Below are 16,190 nucleotides of genomic sequence, written 5' to 3'. Positions count from 1 at the left end.
GTATCGGCGTCGTCATCCCGCGCCGAGGTCCCGCCCCAGCCTGAACCGCCTCCTGCGTCTCCTTGGCTTCGTACCGAACCCGCACGACGTCCAAGTCGGCAGCCCGAGTTCGGCCAGTGCATCGGGTTCGCTGTGAACGTGGATATCGCTCCGTAGCGTCCGCTGCCACCTGATCTCGTCCTCCTGCCACCGGTTGATGAACTCCACACACAGGTCAGCTGAGATGCTCGCTGCTCTCTTCTCGGCGGTCTGCAGTGAACGCTGTGCGTCCAGCACGTCCAGGTAGCCGGCCGGACTGGCGCTGAGCTGCTCGCGGAGAAGTGCGCCGAGGGTCTCATCGATCATGGCCCGCCGAATCTCCGTGAAGTCCGTCCAGTACCGCGGTCGCGTGGCGGCTGCCAACTGCTCTTCGAAGGTCGAGCCAGGCATGCTGTCGAAGATCGCGTAGAGCCCCTCCGCCAGCAGGTCGCCGAACTCTTGTTCGTCCGCGCGGGTCGGATCCGCGAAGGGCAGGTACTCCGCTTGCTGTACCTCACCGACCTTCGGCAAGGACCGGGCGGCGGCGTGACGTGCGAAGAAGAACCAGTCCTCGTTGTAGATGTCGGCGAAGAAGGACAGCCTGGGGTCGCGCAAGTTGACACCCAGCGTCGCGCCACTGACGAACACATCCTGTTTGAACCCGACGAGGCGTCGCGCATGACAGACCACCGAGTTGTCGGGGAAGTACCGGGAGATCATGGACGCCACCGGATGCCGATCGAGCTGGCCGGTCATCCGCGCGACAGCTGGGTGCGCGATGCGGCTGATGTCGTCGTCGACGAACATGATCTTGCTCCAGCCGCGCATCAGCGCGAGCAACAAGCCGAGGTTTCGCTTGACGCTGAGGTCGCTGGACCTGCTGGCAGAAGCTTGCTTGAACTCCGCTCCCGACGTCCCCGGGAGATCGAAAGGCAAGCTGTAGTTCTCGGGCACCTCGACCACGAGTGCGCGGGCTCCGAACGTCTTCTCCACACGTTGTGCGACCTGTGCGAGCTGTGCTTGCTGGCTGCACAGGATGACCAGCGGTATCGAGAGTGAAGCGGAGAGGGTGATGATGTCCTGCAAGCCTGACGCCGGTCGTGCGGTCGGCACCACGATGGCGTCCAGTCGAGTGCGCGATCGCGGCACGCGACCCGCCTGCTCATCGCGAAGCAGTGACGCGTGAGACTGCCCATGGTTGAACTGGCGGCTCACCCGTCCGGCTCCTCTGGACACCACTCGAAGAGCCGGTTCTGCGGGATCTCGAGATCGGGACTGACGGTTGTGCCGTTGACCAGCGGGACACGCAGGAGCAGCGCATAGGATCCGCCGGGGAACCGGTTCGCGAGGTACGCCTCGTTTCGCTCGCGGACCGCGTCATCAGTCAGGGTGCGGACGGCGCCCAGCACGCCGCGACTGTAGACACCGTTGCAGATCGTGATGGTCCGGCTGTGGTTGAACGGATTGCGCAGCCGAACGAGGAGTGCCACGTCCTCGACCAGTTCTCGCGGTTGGCTGTCGCCCGAGGCGTCCCACAACGGCCGATACTCCGCTCCGTCGCGTGATCGGAAGATCTCGCCGTCGTTCAGGTCGAGGACTGTCACTTGCTCGATGGGGAGTTCGTCCAGCACGCGCATCAGCCGGCTGGTGACGCTGTTGAACCCGATGCCCCCGAGCAGAATCAGATGGCCGGACAGGTCGTCTGCGCTGATCTCGGTGGGCAGACGGTGCTGTACGGGAAGCTCTGGGTTCGAAGCGCGTACGTGGCCCCACATCTCGATCAGCGCGTCGACGTCGGCATACCTGTACAACCGGGTGTGGTTCGCGTCGTCCTCCTCCGCCAGCGGCGAACGAAGGTCGACTGGCAGCTCCGGACAGATCAGCGTGATGCGGCCGGATTCGAAGTCGAAGGTGTACGGCGCATCGACCGGCGGATCGAGTTGGTGGCGAACCGCGTCACGCAGGCCGAGCAGTTCACGATGAAGCGTCTGGAAGCGTTCCCGCTCGTCCGCACTCAACTCATGCTCACGGCGTACTCGCGCAGACGTGTCGTCAGTTCTGGAGAAGAGCAGGGCGTACGCGCGTAGCCGTTCCTCCGGAGGCAGTTTGGGGTTGGACTGCGACTCCCACGAGCTGATCGTCGCAACCGCGACACGCGAGTCGGTGCTGAGCGCGCGCGCGAGCTCGGACTGAGTCAATCGCTGGGATTCCCGCAGGTCCCGAAGTCTCCTGGCAAGTCGCACGGCATCGGGCGAAGGGGCCAAGATGCACTCCTGGGAGATCTCTCGTCATGCCAGCCATTCGCGCCGCCGCGCGGAAACGACGCTGAGCGCTCGGTCACCTAAAATTATGCCCTAGTTCACCAAACGCTGAAAGCTACTCCGAGTTCGCGGGCGATCCGACGACCTTGATGTGCTTCAAGAACTCTTGTTCGTGCCTGCGGCGGCCGTTCGACTTGATCTCCTGTGTGTCCAGCGGTCCGGTGTAACCCAGTCGTAAATAGAAATCTCGAGCCGAGTGATTTTCGGTGAAGACCCAGAGTCGCAGCTCTTGCGCTTCCTTGGTCGCCGCAGCGCTCTCCAGCGCCGAGACCAGCATCTCGCCGATGCCTCGGCGGCGCATGTCCGGAGCGACCCAGAGTGCCTCGAGATGCAGGTCGTCGTGTGAGCGAGCGTTGCAGTTGAGTTTTACAAGACCGACTTGGCTCGTATCGAACGTCGCCATGAGCCAAACGTTTAGGTCAAGCTCCTGACGCCAGTGTTTCTCGCCGTAGTCCCGCTCGGCGGACATGTCACCGAAGAATGACTCAGGAGAATCTGCCAGCGCTTGCAGTCGCAATTCTCTGAGGGTCTGCCAGTCGTCCGGGCCCAAGTGGCAGACAGAAATCTGCGATCGGCCAACCTCTCGAATTTCTTGCACCGTAGATCCTTTGTATGTCGACGCTTCCTGGTCGGATGAAGCGGCGCCGCAGGCAAGCAACTGTTTGTCTGGACTCTTGATCACGACGCAGCCGCAGGCCGGCTGTACGGACGGCCCAAGGTCGTGTCGCGGCCGAGGCTCACTCGCCGGCCCCCTCGTCCGGCGACCACTCGAAGAGACGGTTGCTGTGCGTCTGCAGGTCAGGCGCCAGCGCACCGCCGTTCTTCGTCATCTCAACCCGCATGAGCATCGCGAACGATCCGCTCGGGAACCGGTGTGCGATGTAGGCCTCGTTCCGATCGCGAACCGCGGCGTTCGTGAGCGCGCGGACCGCCCCCAGCACTCCGCGGCTGTAAACACCGCTGCAGATGGTGACGGTGCCTTGGTCCGTGTAGGGATTGCGCAATCGGGCGAGGAGCGCGACGTCCTCGACCAGTTCGCGGCGGCGGCCGTCGCGCCATACGTCTTCGGCCTGATCTGCTGCGATTCGCCCCGCGTCAACGGTCTTCGGGCCGTCGTTCTCGACCTCCATCCACTCGGGACGGAACTCTCGACCGCCCCGCGCGCCCAGTCTGAAGATCTCGCCATTCTCCAGGTCCGGGGCGACAACCTGCCGAATGGGGAGATCCGCCAGCTCTCTCTGGAGACGGGCAGCGACCTGGTTCCAGCCGATGCCACCGAGCACGATCAGATGACCGTTCAGATGGCTGTCTCCGACCTCTGTTGAAGTCACATGCTTCACCGGCAGTTTGGGATTGGAGGCACGGATGTGGCCCCAAAGCTCGATCAACGCATCGAGGTCTGCGTAGCGGTACGCCCAGGCGTAGTTCGGATTCTCCTCCTTGGCCAGCGGAGAGCGGGCACTCTCCGGCACCTCGGGGCAGACGATCGTGATCGGGCCGCTCTCGAAGGTCCAGATGGAGCCGCTGGCCGATGACGCGACCACGCCGCGAACCGCGTCGCGAAGGTCGACGAGCTCCTGGTGCAGCGCGTTGAACTGCTCGCGTTCGGCAGTGGTCAGGTCCTGCTCGCGGGGCAGATGTGGAGTGTCGCCCGCGCGAGTCTTCGAGAAGAGAAGCGCATAGGAACGCAACCGTTCCTTGGGTGGCAGCTTGGGGTTGGTCAACGACTCCCACGAGCTGATCGTCGGCACAGCTACCCGCGCGTTCTTGCTGAGTGCTTCCGACAAGGTCGCCTGAGTCAGGCCGCGAGATTCGCGCAGATCCCGCAGGCGTCTGGCGAGTCGCTCCGCCTCTGCTGAGGGCGCCACAGGTCACTCCCGAATGGTCAGCCGGCGAGGTAGCCGGCATCCGATCACCATACTGTCTACTCCTCTACCAGGCCACAACCGAAGCTCGGTAGAAGGAGAGTTGCTGACTACCTCCCGTTGGCGCCGTGGTCGAGTCTGATCACTAATCGTATCGCCGCGCGACTCTACTGTGACGGCGCGCGATATTGCAAGCGAGAATCGAGTCCGTGTTCTATCTTTATACCCAAGTACACCTGAAGTCAGGTGAAGCCACGCGGTACAGAGGGAGAGATGCACTGCGACCCAACCCGCACGATGTTTGTTGATCGAAGCAGGTGCCCCATGAGCAGAACCATCGCCGCAGCACAGATGCTCACCGTGACGCCTTCGCCCTTCGTGGGCGTTCGGCCCCACCTCGTTTCATCACAGCGAGGAAGCTTCGTCATCCAGGACCACGGCGCAACGGGGCGCGTAGGTCACGACGTACCTTCACGGCCATGAACGCCGCTCCAGGCGAGATCGCCGCGATCAACGAACTGGAGCTCGGCAACTGGCGCACTGCCTGGCGCATCCTCGCCGCCGGCGGGTTGACGGACGCGTACATCGGCGCCGATCTGAGGACGATCGCTCGAGCGATGTCGTACCGGGCGGCTGGTGACTTCGGCCTGGCCTGGTCGACACTCGGCGTGGCGGCAGCGAGCGTCCATCGCCGTCAGCCGGGCATCCCTGTCGCATCGTCGCAAGGGACCGATATCGTCCGCTTCGCGCTGCCGCCGGACCCAGGTCCGCGGGCGGGAGCGGCGTACCGGACGGTTCGGCTGATCTGGCGCGAGCAGGGCGAATTGCACCAGCTACGTCGTCAAGCCGCCGAGCGCCCGATCGGCATGACCCAGGACAGGCACATCCTTCTGCTGGCCTTCGTCGAGTACCTGTGCTGGGTCGAGTGTGATCGAGAGAGCTGGCTGCAAGAGGTCACCACGGACGACGAGAGCGCGTCGGTGGAGGCACGAATCCACGAGTTCCGCGAACGCCGGCGGGAAGGCTTCCTCCGCAGTGCCACCGAGCTGCGGCGCCTGGACCGCCCGACGGCAGGGGGGATGACTCGGACGGTCTGGGATCGCATCGACCAGTACTACGGGCTGCGCCGGTTGGCGACACACGAACTGGGGCGACGTCCAGCACCGCCATGGGTCGACTCGGTCGTCCCGGAAGGGACCCTGGCACGGAAGGGTGCCTCAGTCGCGTGGACGATGGCTCAGCCTGCTTGATCAGCGCAGCCCTTTGCGTGGTCTTTACCTGTTGATCGATGGGCCATAACCTTTGGGGAACCGTGTTCCATCGCATGGTCGGCCTTCAGATCGTTGAGATCGTCAACGATCGGAAGACCGGTCGGCAGCGCGAGGAGGGGTCGAGACGATGATCGCGATCCTCACTGCGCCCGGGACCTGCACCCCCGAGCCCGAGATTCGCGTGGCTGGGTCGATGCCTGCCGATCTCTTCAGAACGACTGACCTCGGATCCGGCATCGGTGTCGAGATCGACCTGTCGGAACCGGGACGCTGGCGTTCCGTCACCGTGCACCGCTGGGAGCAGGCCGACCTGGTTCTGCTGCGAGCGGTCATCGGACCGGACGCCGTACAACATCTCGAGCGCTGGCGCGACGAGCGGAACGCCGCAGGCTCCCGACGGCTCGAAGCCGAACTGTCTGTCGACTTCACCCCCGCCCGGCCCTGGCTCAGAGCCGCGGTCATCGATGCGCTGGACTGGTGGCTTCAGCTCCCGCTCGATCAGGCGTTGCTCGACGCCGAGCGGGCAGTCGTCCACGCCCGGGCTGCAAGATCGCTGCCCGCGGGCTCACTCCGTCGGGATGTCGCGGACCACGCTCTCGTGCTCGCGCGGCGTTCTGCGGGCGGGTTCGTCGACTACCTGGACGGCCTGACGGGGTCGGCAGAATCGTTGCCTCGAGCCCTGTTCTCCGGGCTGTCCCGCCTCGTGAACGGATATGCGGCGCTCGGTCGGCGGGTCATCGACGGCCCGGACGACGACCTGGACTCCGTGGCTGCTGCGTGGCTGAGGCTCAGGGCGGTTGTTCCTGTTGCCGCAACCTTCAGGCTTCCCGATCACTCCGTGACCTATCAGCTGAGTGACCGGCCGCTGCTCAAGACCACACCGCTGAGGAGCTCGGTCGACCCGCGCCAACTGCGCGCGCGCATCGTCGATACAGACGTGCGGGCCCAGGAGATCCGCATGGTCAGGTCAGGTGAAGGCTCCGTTCGCGTGATCGTGCCTGCCTTCGGTGCGCGTCAGCAGCCGGCGCTTCTGGCGGATCGCCTGATGGTCCGACTGGTCGACAGCAGATCGGGCGCGGCCCAAGAACCGGTGCTCCTGACCTTGAGGTCGGGCCGCGAAGCCGAGCGGTTCGGTGCGGCGACTCCGGTGTTCACCGAGATGGTTCCGCTGCGCGGTGCGTCGCCTGAGTTTCTGCGCGCGGATGTGTTCGACCCCGACAGCCACGCTTCGCCGGCACGAAGCGACACCGACGACGAATTGCTCCGCCAGCGCCGAGGGCAGTTCGTCCTGGGTGAATGGCGCCGTGCCGTGGCCGAGTCGCGCCTGTCCCGGGGTGCGAAGGTACGGCGGCGCCGTCTGACTCGGTTGCTCGACGTACTGACGCAGACGAGTCCTGACGCCGGGCAACCGGCGTTCTTCGGAGGTCCGACGCCGGCGGAGATTGCTCAGCTGATCGACCATCCAGGCGCGCGGTCGGAGACCAGGCACCCGTGGTTCGCGTCCACTGAAGGAGCCGGCGAACTACTCGTCGCCGAGCTCGCAGCGGTGCACGCGAACCGCTGATCAGGGTGGGCTTTCGGCTCGGCGATGCCGTCGCGGCATCATTGATGGCCATGCCGATCGGGCGTACGGCGTACTTGGGATCAAGAGCGCGGCCGTGAACGGGCACAGGCCTCGCTCCGTTGACCCAGGAGCACCCCATGACCCTGACCAGAGCGAGCAGTCTGAACAGAAGGCGGGGTCCGGCGCTGGTCCGTCCGGGCGGCGCCACCGACGTCCAAAGGCCGGATGGCCTGATACAGCTGGGGACGCGAATGGCTTCCCGACCGTCGACCTCGCTCTGGTTCGTGATGGCCGCCGACCTGGCAACGGTGGTCTGGATGTACACATTCGGTTCCTGGTTGGACCACACCTCGAAGTTCACTGCCACAGCGACGCTGGGCGGCCATCACATCCTCGTCCTGGTGCTGGCCGCCCTCGCCTTCGCAACACTCGCAACCCTCGCCCTGATGACCGACGGCTTCACCAACACGACCCCACGCCTGTCCCTGGCCAAGAACTTGGCCTGCATTCTCTCCGTCGTAGCACTGACCGGCCTGGTAGCACTCATCCTCGCCAGCCTTCTCAGCCGAGTCCTCTTCGGCCGCCTGCGCCCTTGAATTCTCCCGCCCGTACTTCCTACCTCGCCTTGATCTCGCAGATGCGGGGTTGTGGTCGTCGTCAGTGGGATGTTGCGAGGAGGGCGGCGTTCTGGCGTTCGAGGGCTTTGACCGAACCGGTGGTCCAACCCGGCTCGAGAGCTGCTGACAACGGGTCGGGGAAGATCTCCTCGTCGCCGGCTGCCACGCCGTCGAAGATCGCTCGTGCGACCGACTCCGGAGTCGCCTTCGGTACGTCGAGGTCGCGGGACATCTCCGTGTCCACCGGCCCGGCCAGTACGGCGTACACGCGGACACCGCTCGGGGACAGCAATGCGCGGAGGGATTGGGTGAGCGAGAACGCCGCGGCCTTGGAGATCGAGTACGCCGGGCTGACGGGCACCGACGCAAGGGCCGCCGCCGACAACACGTTCACGACGGCACCACGCGATCGCGTCAACTGAGGCAGGAACGCCTGGGTGGTGGCGTGCGTGCCGAAGAGGTTGACCGCCAGGTGCCGCTCGAGGATCGCGCGATCCCCGAGGTCGTCGTACTGCAACAGGCCGGCGTTGTTGATCAGGACGTCGAGCGAGTCGACGCTCTTTGCTGCGAGCTCGATCTGGACGTCGTCGGTGACGTCCAGACTCAGCGTGGTGACGCGTTCGTCCGGGTGATCGAGCGGCCGGCGCGTACCGGCGTACACGCGGGACGCGCCGCGCCGCAGCGCCTCCTCGACCAGGGCCTGTCCGATGCCTCGATTGGCGCCGGTGATCAGGACGGACCGGTTCGCGATGGGGTCTTCCGACATGGTGTCTCTCTCCTTCGGATGGGCTTGCTGAGGAGATAGACAGGGCGGGCGCGCGAAACTGGGCGCTGCGGGAGCGACCAGTTCTGTCCATGGCTGGTGTCAGTATCGGTATGGAGGTGACGAATGGACTCATTGTTGCAGCGCGCGCGGGCGGGTGACCGGGACGCGTTCGCCGAGTTGATGGAGCCGCATCGCCGGGAGCTGCAGGTGCATTGCTACCGCATGCTCGGATCGTTGCAGGACGCCGAGGACGCGCTGCAGGAAACGTTGCTCTCGGCATGGATCGGGCTGGACGGGTTCGAAGGGCGGTCGTCGGTCCGGACCTGGCTGTACCGCATCGCGACCAACCGTTGCCTGAACGTACTGCGATCGTCTTCACGCCGACCGGTGGCCGCGACACCGTTCCCGGTCACGCCACCACCGGAGCCGTCGCGGATGGGTGAGGTCCCGTGGCTGCAGCCGTATCCCGACCTGCTGCTCGACGGTCTGCCTGACGACGACCCTGGCCCCGAGGCTCGCTACGAGTCCCGCGAGGCGATCTCGCTGGCGTTCGTGACCGCCGTGCAACTGCTGCCTCCGAACCAGCGGGCGGTGCTGCTGCTGCGCGACGTACTCGGGTATCGGGCTCGCGAAGCCGCTGAGATCCTTGGCCTGACCGAGCCCGCCGTCAACAGTGCACTCAAACGAGCTCGTACGACGATGGATGCTCAGTCAACCGGCAGGCCGACGCGCGGGCCCGAGGATCGTGACCTGGTCGAGCGCTTCGTCGCCGCCTTCACCGCACAGGACGTCGACGCACTCCTCGCCCTGATGACCGACGACGTCTGGGTCCGGATGCCACCGCTCCCGTTCGAGTACGGCGGCACCGAAGCCGTCCACCGCTTCTTCACCGTCCTCGCCGGACACCGACGCGAGATCGCGAAGATGGTCCCGGTCGGCGCGAACGGCCAACCAGCCTGGGGCGAGTACATCCGCGACCCCGTCACCGGCGTCCTCCACATCGTCGGCGTACTCGTCATCGGCATCACCGGATCCCACATCCACGAACTAACCCACTTCGAAACAACCCTCGCGCCGTACTTCGGCCTACCCCGGATCCTGGACTGACACCCGTGCTGAACTGGCCGAACTGCACCAACGCACGAGACCTCGGCGGGCTGCCCTTGACCGGCGGCGGCCGGATCCGCGCCGGCGCACTCGCCCGCAGCGACAACCTCGATCAGCTCACCGACGCCGGCATCGCCGCCGTGCGTGCAGCAGGTGTGAGTCGCATCGTCGACCTGCGCAGTGTCTGGGAGTGCGAGACGTACCCATCGCCGTTCACCCACGACGACCGCTGGCTCAACGTCCCCCTCACCGATCCCGCCGACCCGGACGTCTCTACGTCGGACCTGTTCGAGCAATACCGGATACTGATTGACGACTACCCCGACCGCTTCGCCTCCGCGATCACGGCGATCGCCGACGCCCCACCCGGCGGCGTCGTACTCACCTGTCACGCCGGCAAGGACCGGACCGGCCTCGTCACCGCCCTCACACTTGCCCTGATCGGCGTACCTCGCGACGCCATCACCGCCGACTACGCCATCACCAACCTCACCGAACCCCGCCCCGGCTTCGCCCTCCCCACCGCCGAAACCATCCTCCACCTCCTCGACCACCTGGACACCGAGTACGGCGGCCCCCGCCCCTACGTCATCCAATCCGGCATGACCACCACCCACCTGGCGTCCTTGACCACCCGCCTCAGTCAGGTGGACCGGCAGGGCTAAGGTGCGGAGATGGGCTCCGAGACGATCGACATCACCATGTCCGACGGCGTCGCTGACGCCTACCTCGCGCGACCCTCCGGCGACGGGGCTCATCCGGGCGTTCTGTTCGTGATGGATGCGTACGGCGTGCGGCCGCAGATCGAGCGGATGGCGGACCGGATCGCCGAGCACGGGTACGTCGTACTCGCACCGAACGTCTTCTACCGCTCCGGCCGGTCACCCGTGGTCCCGCTGGACGAGATCAGCGATCCGGGACTGTTCGCGCGCCTCCGGCCGATGTTCAACGAACTGACGCCGGAGCGGATCGTCAGCGACGGCCGCGTCTACCTGGACACCTTGGAGCGCGTCGCGCCCGGCCCGGTCGCGATCACCGGCTACTGCATGGGTGGGCGGGTCGGCTGGCGGATCGCCGCGGCGTACCCCGATGGTGTCGCCGGGCTCGCCGGATTTCACGTCGGCGGCCTGGTCGCCGATGGCGACGACAGCCCACACCTGACCGCCGGCAACCTCAGAGCCGAGGTCTACCTGGGCTTCGCAGACAACGACCGCAGCGCCACTCCCGAGCAGATCGCCGAACTCGACCGCACCCTCACCGACGCCGGCGTCCTGCACCGCGCCGAGGTCTACCCGGGAGCCGCCCACGGCTACACCATGGCCGACACCCCGGCGTACAACGAGGCTGCCGCCGAACGCCACTACACCGAACTCTTCGCCCTGCTCGATCGCACGCTGACGCCCTAGCCGAAGCGGTGCTGATACTCAGCCGGTGTCATCCCGAGGCTCCTCTGGAAGTGCCGATGCAGATGGCTCTGATCAGCGAACCCCGTAGCTTCGGCGGCTTCGGCGATGGACATGCCCGCCTCGAGCAGACGACGGGCCGCTCGGATCCGGTGGGCAAGCTGCAACGCATGAGGTGGAAGCCCAGTGCGTTGCCTGAAGAGCCGAATGAGCCGGAACTTCCCGGTCCCCGCGACCCCGGCAAGCTCGTCCAGCCCGACGTTCCGCTCAGACTGATCAGCGAGGTACTCGAAGGCTCGCTGCAGCGCCCGCCCGTCGTGCGCGGTGATCGGTGGGCGCGCCGAGCGGATGGATGAGGTTCGGTCGATGAGAAGGCGGAGCCACTCGACCAGCCGCTCGTCCTGCTCGAGCCGTGAACTCGGTGCCTCGAGCGTGGCATGCAACCGCAGGAACTCGGCAGCCAACTCAGAATCACTCAACACCGGCTCCGGGAACAGTACGTCGGCCAACGGATCAGCTTCCGCATCCTCAGCCAGCGCCGCCAGGTCAGCCACCTCGATGACCATCAACCGCGCATCCCACGGCCGGCACTCGTCGACCGACCGCCCCGAGTGCGCGTACGACGGATCCCAGGCAACCAACTGCCCCGGCCGCACCACCCGCTGCTCCCGCCCCCGCCATGACCGCATCGGCTCGCCACCGACGACGCCGAACACGTACTCACCCCGCGGATCCACCGCGTACCGAGTGGTCCGCCCCGCCATCAGCAGCACCCGCCCTTCACCCGGCGCCCGCCACATCCGAACCTGCTCCACCTCTCCATGCTAGGCGCCTGCAAGAACGTTCAAGACACCCTCGACAGTGGCGACCTAGGTTGCTCGGCATGTCGATCACCCCACACATCGTCGTGCAGAACGCCGACCGAGCTGCGGCCTTCTACCGCGATGCCTTCAACGCCGAAGAACTGGAACGAATCCCCACCCCCGACGGCCGACTCATGTCTGTGCAACTCCGCATCGGCGACTCTCTTCTCCACCTCGCCGACGAGTTCCCGGAAATGAACGTGCTCGCCCCACCCACCATCGGCGGCACCGCCGTAGTTCTGGGCCTCGACGTGGCAGACGCCGAATCGGCCCTGGCCCAAGCTCTGACCGCCGGCGCCGAGATCCGGCATCCCCTCCAGGAAACCTTCTGGGGCACCCGCCACGCACAACTGACCGACCCCTTCGGTCACCTCTGGAACATCGACCAGCACCTGCACGACGTACCCCACGAAGAAGTAGTAGCCGCCGCAGCCCGAGCCTTCTCCTGACCTACCTGAGCGTCTTCTTGTAGAACGTGGCCGAGTCTTCGTAGCCCAAGGCAACATAGAAGTCCCCCGCCCGCCGGCTCGCGAGCGCAAGGTAGGCAGCGCCGGTCGACTGTGCCCAGTCCTCGGCATGCTCCATCAGTTGGCGCCCCACGCCCATCCGACGGGCACCCTTGTCGACCATCACTTCCTCGACCCAGGCGACAGGTCCGTTGGCGAGAAAGGTCGTGTGACTGTTGCCTAGCAGGTACCCGACGACACCCCGGCCAGGCACCTCTGCAACCAGCAGGAGTGTCTGCGCCGCGGTCAGAAGCCTCGCAAAGGACTCGTCGAACGCCGCACGCTCAGGCACGAACGAGGTCGCAAACTCCCGCGCAAGCCCCCAGACCTCGTCCCGATCGCCCGCCCCAGCAGCCCGAACAACCACCCGATGATCAGCCATGGGGCACAGTTTGCCATCCATATGCAGCAAGCATTTGATCATTACCGTAGTTGGGTATGTGAGCGACCACTCAATGTCGCCATTGTGACGCCCGTCAAAAATGCCTGCGGACCACCTCGGTGTAGCAGTATTATGGGATCAGGCGAAACATTAATCCGCGGTGCGAGTCTTCGGCCGGCGGACACGAAGTGGCCGTGCCTCGGGCCACCGAGCCTCAGCGAAGGCCCTGTGCCTGTAGCGCGACCTGGCACCAGCTGCCGGTCGTCGCGGATCGCGGCCGACCGGCCCGGGGGAAGGCAGGGGTGCAGGATGTCCGATGATCCTGCAGTGCGCGCGGAGTTGCGCGCTCGAATCGAAACAAGGCGGGCGGGTATCACCGCCTTTCTGCACCAGGTCCGTCCACGCCGCAATCGACTGACCAATATCAGCATCGTCAGCAGCGCGCTGGCGGCGGTTTTGGTGGCAGGTCCGGCCGTCGGCGGCCTGGCATTCACGAACAGCGTAAAAGAAGAACTGTCGATCGCCACCGCTGCGGGTGTTTGGAGACCGCTCTGCGTGGCCGCATTGATCGTCTCTTTGGTGTCGGTGATTTCCGCCAACCTGAGCAAGTCGCAGGATCTCGCCGCACGCGTCACGGCCGCGGAGGTCTGCAGCACCGAGCTCGAGGGGGTGGCGACATCCCTCCAGTTCGGCCACCTCTCCGTGGAAGAGGCAGCCGAGCAGTACCACCAGTCCGTCAGCAAGATCCCCTTCGTCGAGGACCTGTCAGACAAACCGCGTTCGTTCGAGCAGACCTGAGCGACTCAGCTTGCTTCGAGAACGAAGAAGAGGAAGCTCAGGAACCTTGACCGATCCCCGATGTTTGGCGGTAGCAGCTCGCGCGGAGCCTCGGGGGAGAAGGGCGGCTCAGCGAGAACGGAGATGCGGAAGCCCGCCTCGGTGAACGCGTCAGTCATCGCGTGCAACGGCCGGTGCCAGAACGTCAGTACTGCGTCCTGGCCGTTGAAGCTGAACTCCTCCGCGTGCTCGGCGACCTCGAAGTAGTCGGCGTTCGGCTTGAGGATCTTGTAGATGATCGGGTGGTTCACCGACAGGATGAGGCGGCCGCCTGGCTTCAGAACGCGCCGCAGCTCAGCCAGAGGCGGCGTCCAATCCTTGAGGTAGTGCAGTACGAGCGAAGCGACGACGTCATCGAACGCACCGTTGTCGAAGGGGAGTGGCTGGCCGAGGTCGGCCACGTGCAGGTCAGCATCGTCACCCAGTCGCTGCCGCGCCAACTCGACCATCGCGGGGCTGCCGTCGAACCCGGTCACGATGGCACCCTTGGCTCGCAGCGCCGCAGACAAGGGCCCAGAACCGCACCCAGCATCGAGAATCCGGCGACCCTTGACGTCGCCCGCCAACTCGACCATCGCCGGCTGCTCGTAGTACCTGTTCAGAAGGCTGGAGTCGTTCTCCGCCGAGTAGCTCTCAGCAAACCCGTCATAGTGATCGGCCTTCACCAAGTCCTCACTCTCATTAGGGTCTCGCTGCGCTAGGCCACCTTGGCAATCTTGCATTCAATGCCCGCCGGTCCGATGGGAGCTTGCGCTGGGGTGGTTCCTCCGAAGGTGGTCGTGCCGCGAACCTCGAAGGTCTGACCGCCGATCCTTTGGTGTGAGGCTGCATCCAAGACGTCGACGGTCACCGAGTAGCTCGTCGCGTCGCCTGAAATCGTGCCGCTGATCGTTACGGTGCCCTGCGACCCGACGGTGTTCACCTGGCAATCGACGTTGGTCTTGTAGCTCTTCGGAGTACTGCGTCCCGGCACACCGATCAAATAGAGCACGGTGAAGACGACCAGCAACGCCAGCACTCCGAACGCGAAGATCATGCGAGTCTTCCGCCGAGGCCCCCGAGGCGATCCATAGTCATCGTTGGCCATGGTCCACTCGCTGGTCGGCATCCCTAGTCCCCGCAACCCTGATCGATCCTGGCGCAATCAGCGGCCGTCAGCATACATCTCGGTATGTGACCTCGCTCCCGCGGCCGAAGGTGCCGCCCGCAACCGTTCCTCGCGCGTGCAGATGCCAGGTTGTGGACGCGGGCCGGCCTGTGTACGCCCGTCAGCTGCTGGTGGGGTTCGGGGGCGTGCCGGCCACCTTCGGAGCCGGTGCACCCTGCGCCGGGATGGTCGTCGCCGGCGGTGTCCGCCGCGCCGCGCGCAGCACCCCGATGACAGCGCCGATGAGCCACAGCGCGAAGGCCACGGACGCAATGCCGCCGCTCCAGAAGCCGGACAGGCACAGCACGACGACCGCGTAGGACGCCCAGGTCGCCCACGTCGGCAGGGCACCCGCCTGCTGGGCGATCCGTGTCGTTACGGCGACCAGTACACCGCAGCCGATCAGCCCGGTGAGCGCGAGGACCTGCCCCGCCATGCCGAGCGCGCGGACGGTGTTCGGGTCCGCGGTGAACTCGTCCGACCACGCCGCGAACGCGCTCCCCACATCGAGTGAGACACCGGTGATCATGAGCCCGCCGAACAGCGCCGCGGCCGGCACGACCGCGTGCGCGAGCGGGTCGCCGCCGGACAGTCGGTCGAGTACTCGTCGCAGACCGGTGGCGAACCAGAGCAGCAGGGCGACCCCCGCGGCGAGCACGGGCATCCCGACCCCGGCGGCGGCCTGCCGCGCGTCGTCATTGAGCCTCTCGAGGATGGCGGCGTCCGACATGCTTGGGTCGTCGACACCGACCAGGTACCCCAGCGCCACCCCGACAACGAGCAGCACAATCGAAGCGGCACCCGCCCACCCCGCGCGCCGAAGTGCCCGTGACTCGTCCATACCGCCTCCCCACGGTCGCGCCCACGGGTGAAGTGGTGCACGCACCAAGATCCGCCCCGCGGCGCGAAGTACCCCCAATCCGAGTGTGCAGCCGCACCGACCCACCAGCAAGCCACCGGTCGCCATCATGATTCAGGAGCTCCCTGAGCCGGGCGCCCATCGCAGTCGGCATGATCACGATCACCTGCGAAAGGAGGCCGGCGTGGGTGATCAGTCGCGCGCGATCAGCGCGCGGGATGTGGGCGACAGCCCACAAGGAAAGGCCGGGTGGGAGCACGCTGGGGAAAAAATCCCGCCCCGGTGGGCGGAGAGGGTGGTGGTGGTCAGGAGCGGTCTCGAACCGCCGACCCTCCGCTTTCAGTCGACAGCGGTCCTCGGGCGACCCCGCGGAACCGTTGCCCAACAACGCTCCAGGTTCGGTCTCGGCGGTCGCTGGCGCTAGCTGTTGCGGTACGGGTTGCGTCGCCTCACAGCCTCTAGGTCCAGCAGCTGTAAGGGGACGGGGCACGAGTGGGCCATCGGGCGAACATCGTTCAGGTACAGGGACCCGTCCGGAACTCGGCGAGTGGGACGGTCAGTCCGCCGTCGGCTCGATCTCCGGGATCGGCTTCCAGTCCTCTGCCTACGTGGACCTGGCCGAACTGCAATTTCTTCAACCCAGCCAGCGTAAATGTCGCGTAGC

Annotated in this window: 18 protein-coding genes; 8 read left to right on the top strand and 10 right to left on the bottom strand. The window is 65.9% G+C overall.

The window, feature by feature from the left end:
* Positions 1–12 precede the first annotated feature (12 nt).
* The 4 genes from OG817_RS34250 to OG817_RS34235 form a co-directional block, all read right to left on the bottom strand.
* Entirely contained in the window at positions 13–1,167 is a 1,155-nt protein-coding gene (locus tag OG817_RS34250; protein ID WP_406048916.1) for a hypothetical protein, read from the bottom strand.
* Positions 1,168–1,229: 62 nt separating this feature from the next.
* Entirely contained in the window at positions 1,230–2,216 is a 987-nt protein-coding gene (locus tag OG817_RS34245; protein WP_406048914.1) for a hypothetical protein, read from the bottom strand.
* Positions 2,217–2,394: 178 nt separating this feature from the next.
* Positions 2,395–3,021 (bottom strand): GNAT family N-acetyltransferase, encoded by a 627-nt coding sequence (locus OG817_RS34240; protein WP_406048912.1) that lies wholly within the window; start codon positions 3,019–3,021, stop codon positions 2,395–2,397.
* A 55-nt stretch (positions 3,022–3,076) separates the two neighbouring features.
* Positions 3,077–4,207 (bottom strand): hypothetical protein, encoded by a 1,131-nt coding sequence (locus OG817_RS34235; RefSeq protein WP_406048911.1) that lies wholly within the window; start codon positions 4,205–4,207, stop codon positions 3,077–3,079.
* A 476-nt stretch (positions 4,208–4,683) separates the two neighbouring features.
* Between OG817_RS34235 and OG817_RS34230 the strand changes: the two genes are divergently transcribed.
* From OG817_RS34230 to OG817_RS34220, 3 genes are all read left to right on the top strand, one after another.
* Positions 4,684–5,454, top strand: coding sequence for a hypothetical protein (locus OG817_RS34230; RefSeq protein ID WP_406048909.1), 771 nt, complete (start codon positions 4,684–4,686; stop codon positions 5,452–5,454).
* 148 nt (positions 5,455–5,602) lie between these two features.
* Complete coding sequence (locus OG817_RS34225) at positions 5,603–7,039, top strand: hypothetical protein (protein ID WP_406048907.1); 1,437 nt, start codon at positions 5,603–5,605, stop codon at positions 7,037–7,039.
* 251 nt (positions 7,040–7,290) lie between these two features.
* On the top strand, positions 7,291–7,635 hold the full coding sequence (locus OG817_RS34220; protein ID WP_396391127.1) for a hypothetical protein: 345 nt from the start codon (positions 7,291–7,293) through the stop codon (positions 7,633–7,635).
* 61 nt (positions 7,636–7,696) lie between these two features.
* Here the strand turns inward: OG817_RS34220 and OG817_RS34215 are convergent, their stop codons facing one another.
* The gene (locus OG817_RS34215) at positions 7,697–8,422 is read right to left on the bottom strand and encodes an SDR family NAD(P)-dependent oxidoreductase (RefSeq protein ID WP_406048905.1); all 726 of its coding nucleotides are present in this window, start codon (positions 8,420–8,422) and stop codon (positions 7,697–7,699) included.
* A gap of 123 nt (positions 8,423–8,545) precedes the next feature.
* Between OG817_RS34215 and OG817_RS34210 the strand changes: the two genes are divergently transcribed.
* From OG817_RS34210 to OG817_RS34200, 3 genes are read left to right on the top strand one after another with little or no spacing between them, the layout of a single operon-like run.
* Complete coding sequence (locus OG817_RS34210) at positions 8,546–9,529, top strand: RNA polymerase subunit sigma-70 (RefSeq protein WP_406048904.1); 984 nt, start codon at positions 8,546–8,548, stop codon at positions 9,527–9,529.
* A 5-nt stretch (positions 9,530–9,534) separates the two neighbouring features.
* A complete protein-coding gene (locus OG817_RS34205) occupies positions 9,535–10,194 on the top strand; it encodes a tyrosine-protein phosphatase (protein ID WP_406048903.1) in 660 nt (219 codons plus the stop codon).
* A 9-nt stretch (positions 10,195–10,203) separates the two neighbouring features.
* Complete coding sequence (locus OG817_RS34200) at positions 10,204–10,935, top strand: dienelactone hydrolase family protein (RefSeq protein WP_406048902.1); 732 nt, start codon at positions 10,204–10,206, stop codon at positions 10,933–10,935.
* On the opposite strand, the gene OG817_RS34195 is transcribed toward OG817_RS34200, so the two are convergent.
* Complete coding sequence (locus OG817_RS34195; protein ID WP_406048901.1) at positions 10,932–11,747, bottom strand: helix-turn-helix domain-containing protein; 816 nt, start codon at positions 11,745–11,747, stop codon at positions 10,932–10,934. The two genes, OG817_RS34200 and OG817_RS34195, sit on opposite strands and share 4 nt — an antisense overlap.
* A gap of 68 nt (positions 11,748–11,815) precedes the next feature.
* Here OG817_RS34195 and OG817_RS34190 point away from each other — a divergent pair, with 68 nt between their 5' ends.
* Complete coding sequence (locus tag OG817_RS34190; protein ID WP_406048899.1) at positions 11,816–12,244, top strand: VOC family protein; 429 nt, start codon at positions 11,816–11,818, stop codon at positions 12,242–12,244.
* A 1-nt stretch (position 12,245) separates the two neighbouring features.
* On the opposite strand, the gene OG817_RS34185 is transcribed toward OG817_RS34190, so the two are convergent.
* On the bottom strand, positions 12,246–12,683 hold the full coding sequence (locus OG817_RS34185) for a GNAT family N-acetyltransferase (protein WP_406048898.1): 438 nt from the start codon (positions 12,681–12,683) through the stop codon (positions 12,246–12,248).
* Between the two features lie 309 nt (positions 12,684–12,992).
* Here OG817_RS34185 and OG817_RS34180 point away from each other — a divergent pair, with 309 nt between their 5' ends.
* The gene (locus OG817_RS34180) at positions 12,993–13,481 is read left to right on the top strand and encodes a hypothetical protein (protein ID WP_396391134.1); all 489 of its coding nucleotides are present in this window, start codon (positions 12,993–12,995) and stop codon (positions 13,479–13,481) included.
* Positions 13,482–13,486: 5 nt separating this feature from the next.
* Here the strand turns inward: OG817_RS34180 and OG817_RS34175 are convergent, their stop codons facing one another.
* The 3 genes from OG817_RS34175 to OG817_RS34165 all read right to left on the bottom strand — a co-directional run bounded on the left by OG817_RS34175 (position 13,487) and on the right by OG817_RS34165 (position 15,508).
* Complete coding sequence (locus tag OG817_RS34175; RefSeq protein WP_406057572.1) at positions 13,487–14,185, bottom strand: class I SAM-dependent methyltransferase; 699 nt, start codon at positions 14,183–14,185, stop codon at positions 13,487–13,489.
* A gap of 32 nt (positions 14,186–14,217) precedes the next feature.
* The gene (locus OG817_RS34170) at positions 14,218–14,556 is read right to left on the bottom strand and encodes a hypothetical protein (RefSeq protein WP_406048896.1); all 339 of its coding nucleotides are present in this window, start codon (positions 14,554–14,556) and stop codon (positions 14,218–14,220) included.
* Between the two features lie 232 nt (positions 14,557–14,788).
* The gene (locus tag OG817_RS34165) at positions 14,789–15,508 is read right to left on the bottom strand and encodes a hypothetical protein (RefSeq protein WP_406048895.1); all 720 of its coding nucleotides are present in this window, start codon (positions 15,506–15,508) and stop codon (positions 14,789–14,791) included.
* Positions 15,509–16,190 lie beyond the last annotated feature (682 nt).

The sequence above is a fragment of the Kribbella sp. NBC_00889 genome (genome assembly GCF_045207705.1).
In the GTDB taxonomy this organism is placed as follows: Bacteria; Actinomycetota; Actinomycetes; order Propionibacteriales; family Kribbellaceae; genus Kribbella.
The sequence above is the reverse complement of the archived record's forward strand: the minus strand, read 5'-3'. Positions and strand labels throughout refer to the sequence as shown.

Bases quoted from the DNA above. Each gene is read 5' to 3' on its own strand.
- OG817_RS34210 (WP_406048904.1), top strand. From the start codon at position 8,546: ATGGACTCATTGTTGCAGCGCGCGCGGGCGGGTGACCGGGACGCGTTC.
- OG817_RS34165 (WP_406048895.1), bottom strand. From the start codon at position 15,508: ATGGACGAGTCACGGGCACTTCGGCGCGCGGGGTGGGCGGGTGCCGCT.
- OG817_RS34185 (WP_406048898.1), bottom strand. From the start codon at position 12,683: ATGGCTGATCATCGGGTGGTTGTTCGGGCTGCTGGGGCGGGCGATCGG.
- OG817_RS34200 (WP_406048902.1), top strand. From the start codon at position 10,204: ATGGGCTCCGAGACGATCGACATCACCATGTCCGACGGCGTCGCTGAC.
- OG817_RS34215 (WP_406048905.1), bottom strand. From the start codon at position 8,422: ATGTCGGAAGACCCCATCGCGAACCGGTCCGTCCTGATCACCGGCGCC.
- OG817_RS34190 (WP_406048899.1), top strand. From the start codon at position 11,816: ATGTCGATCACCCCACACATCGTCGTGCAGAACGCCGACCGAGCTGCG.
- OG817_RS34220 (WP_396391127.1), top strand. From the start codon at position 7,291: ATGGCTTCCCGACCGTCGACCTCGCTCTGGTTCGTGATGGCCGCCGAC.
- OG817_RS34180 (WP_396391134.1), top strand. From the start codon at position 12,993: ATGTCCGATGATCCTGCAGTGCGCGCGGAGTTGCGCGCTCGAATCGAA.
- OG817_RS34225 (WP_406048907.1), top strand. From the start codon at position 5,603: ATGATCGCGATCCTCACTGCGCCCGGGACCTGCACCCCCGAGCCCGAG.
- OG817_RS34230 (WP_406048909.1), top strand. From the start codon at position 4,684: ATGAACGCCGCTCCAGGCGAGATCGCCGCGATCAACGAACTGGAGCTC.
- OG817_RS34170 (WP_406048896.1), bottom strand. From the start codon at position 14,556: ATGATCTTCGCGTTCGGAGTGCTGGCGTTGCTGGTCGTCTTCACCGTG.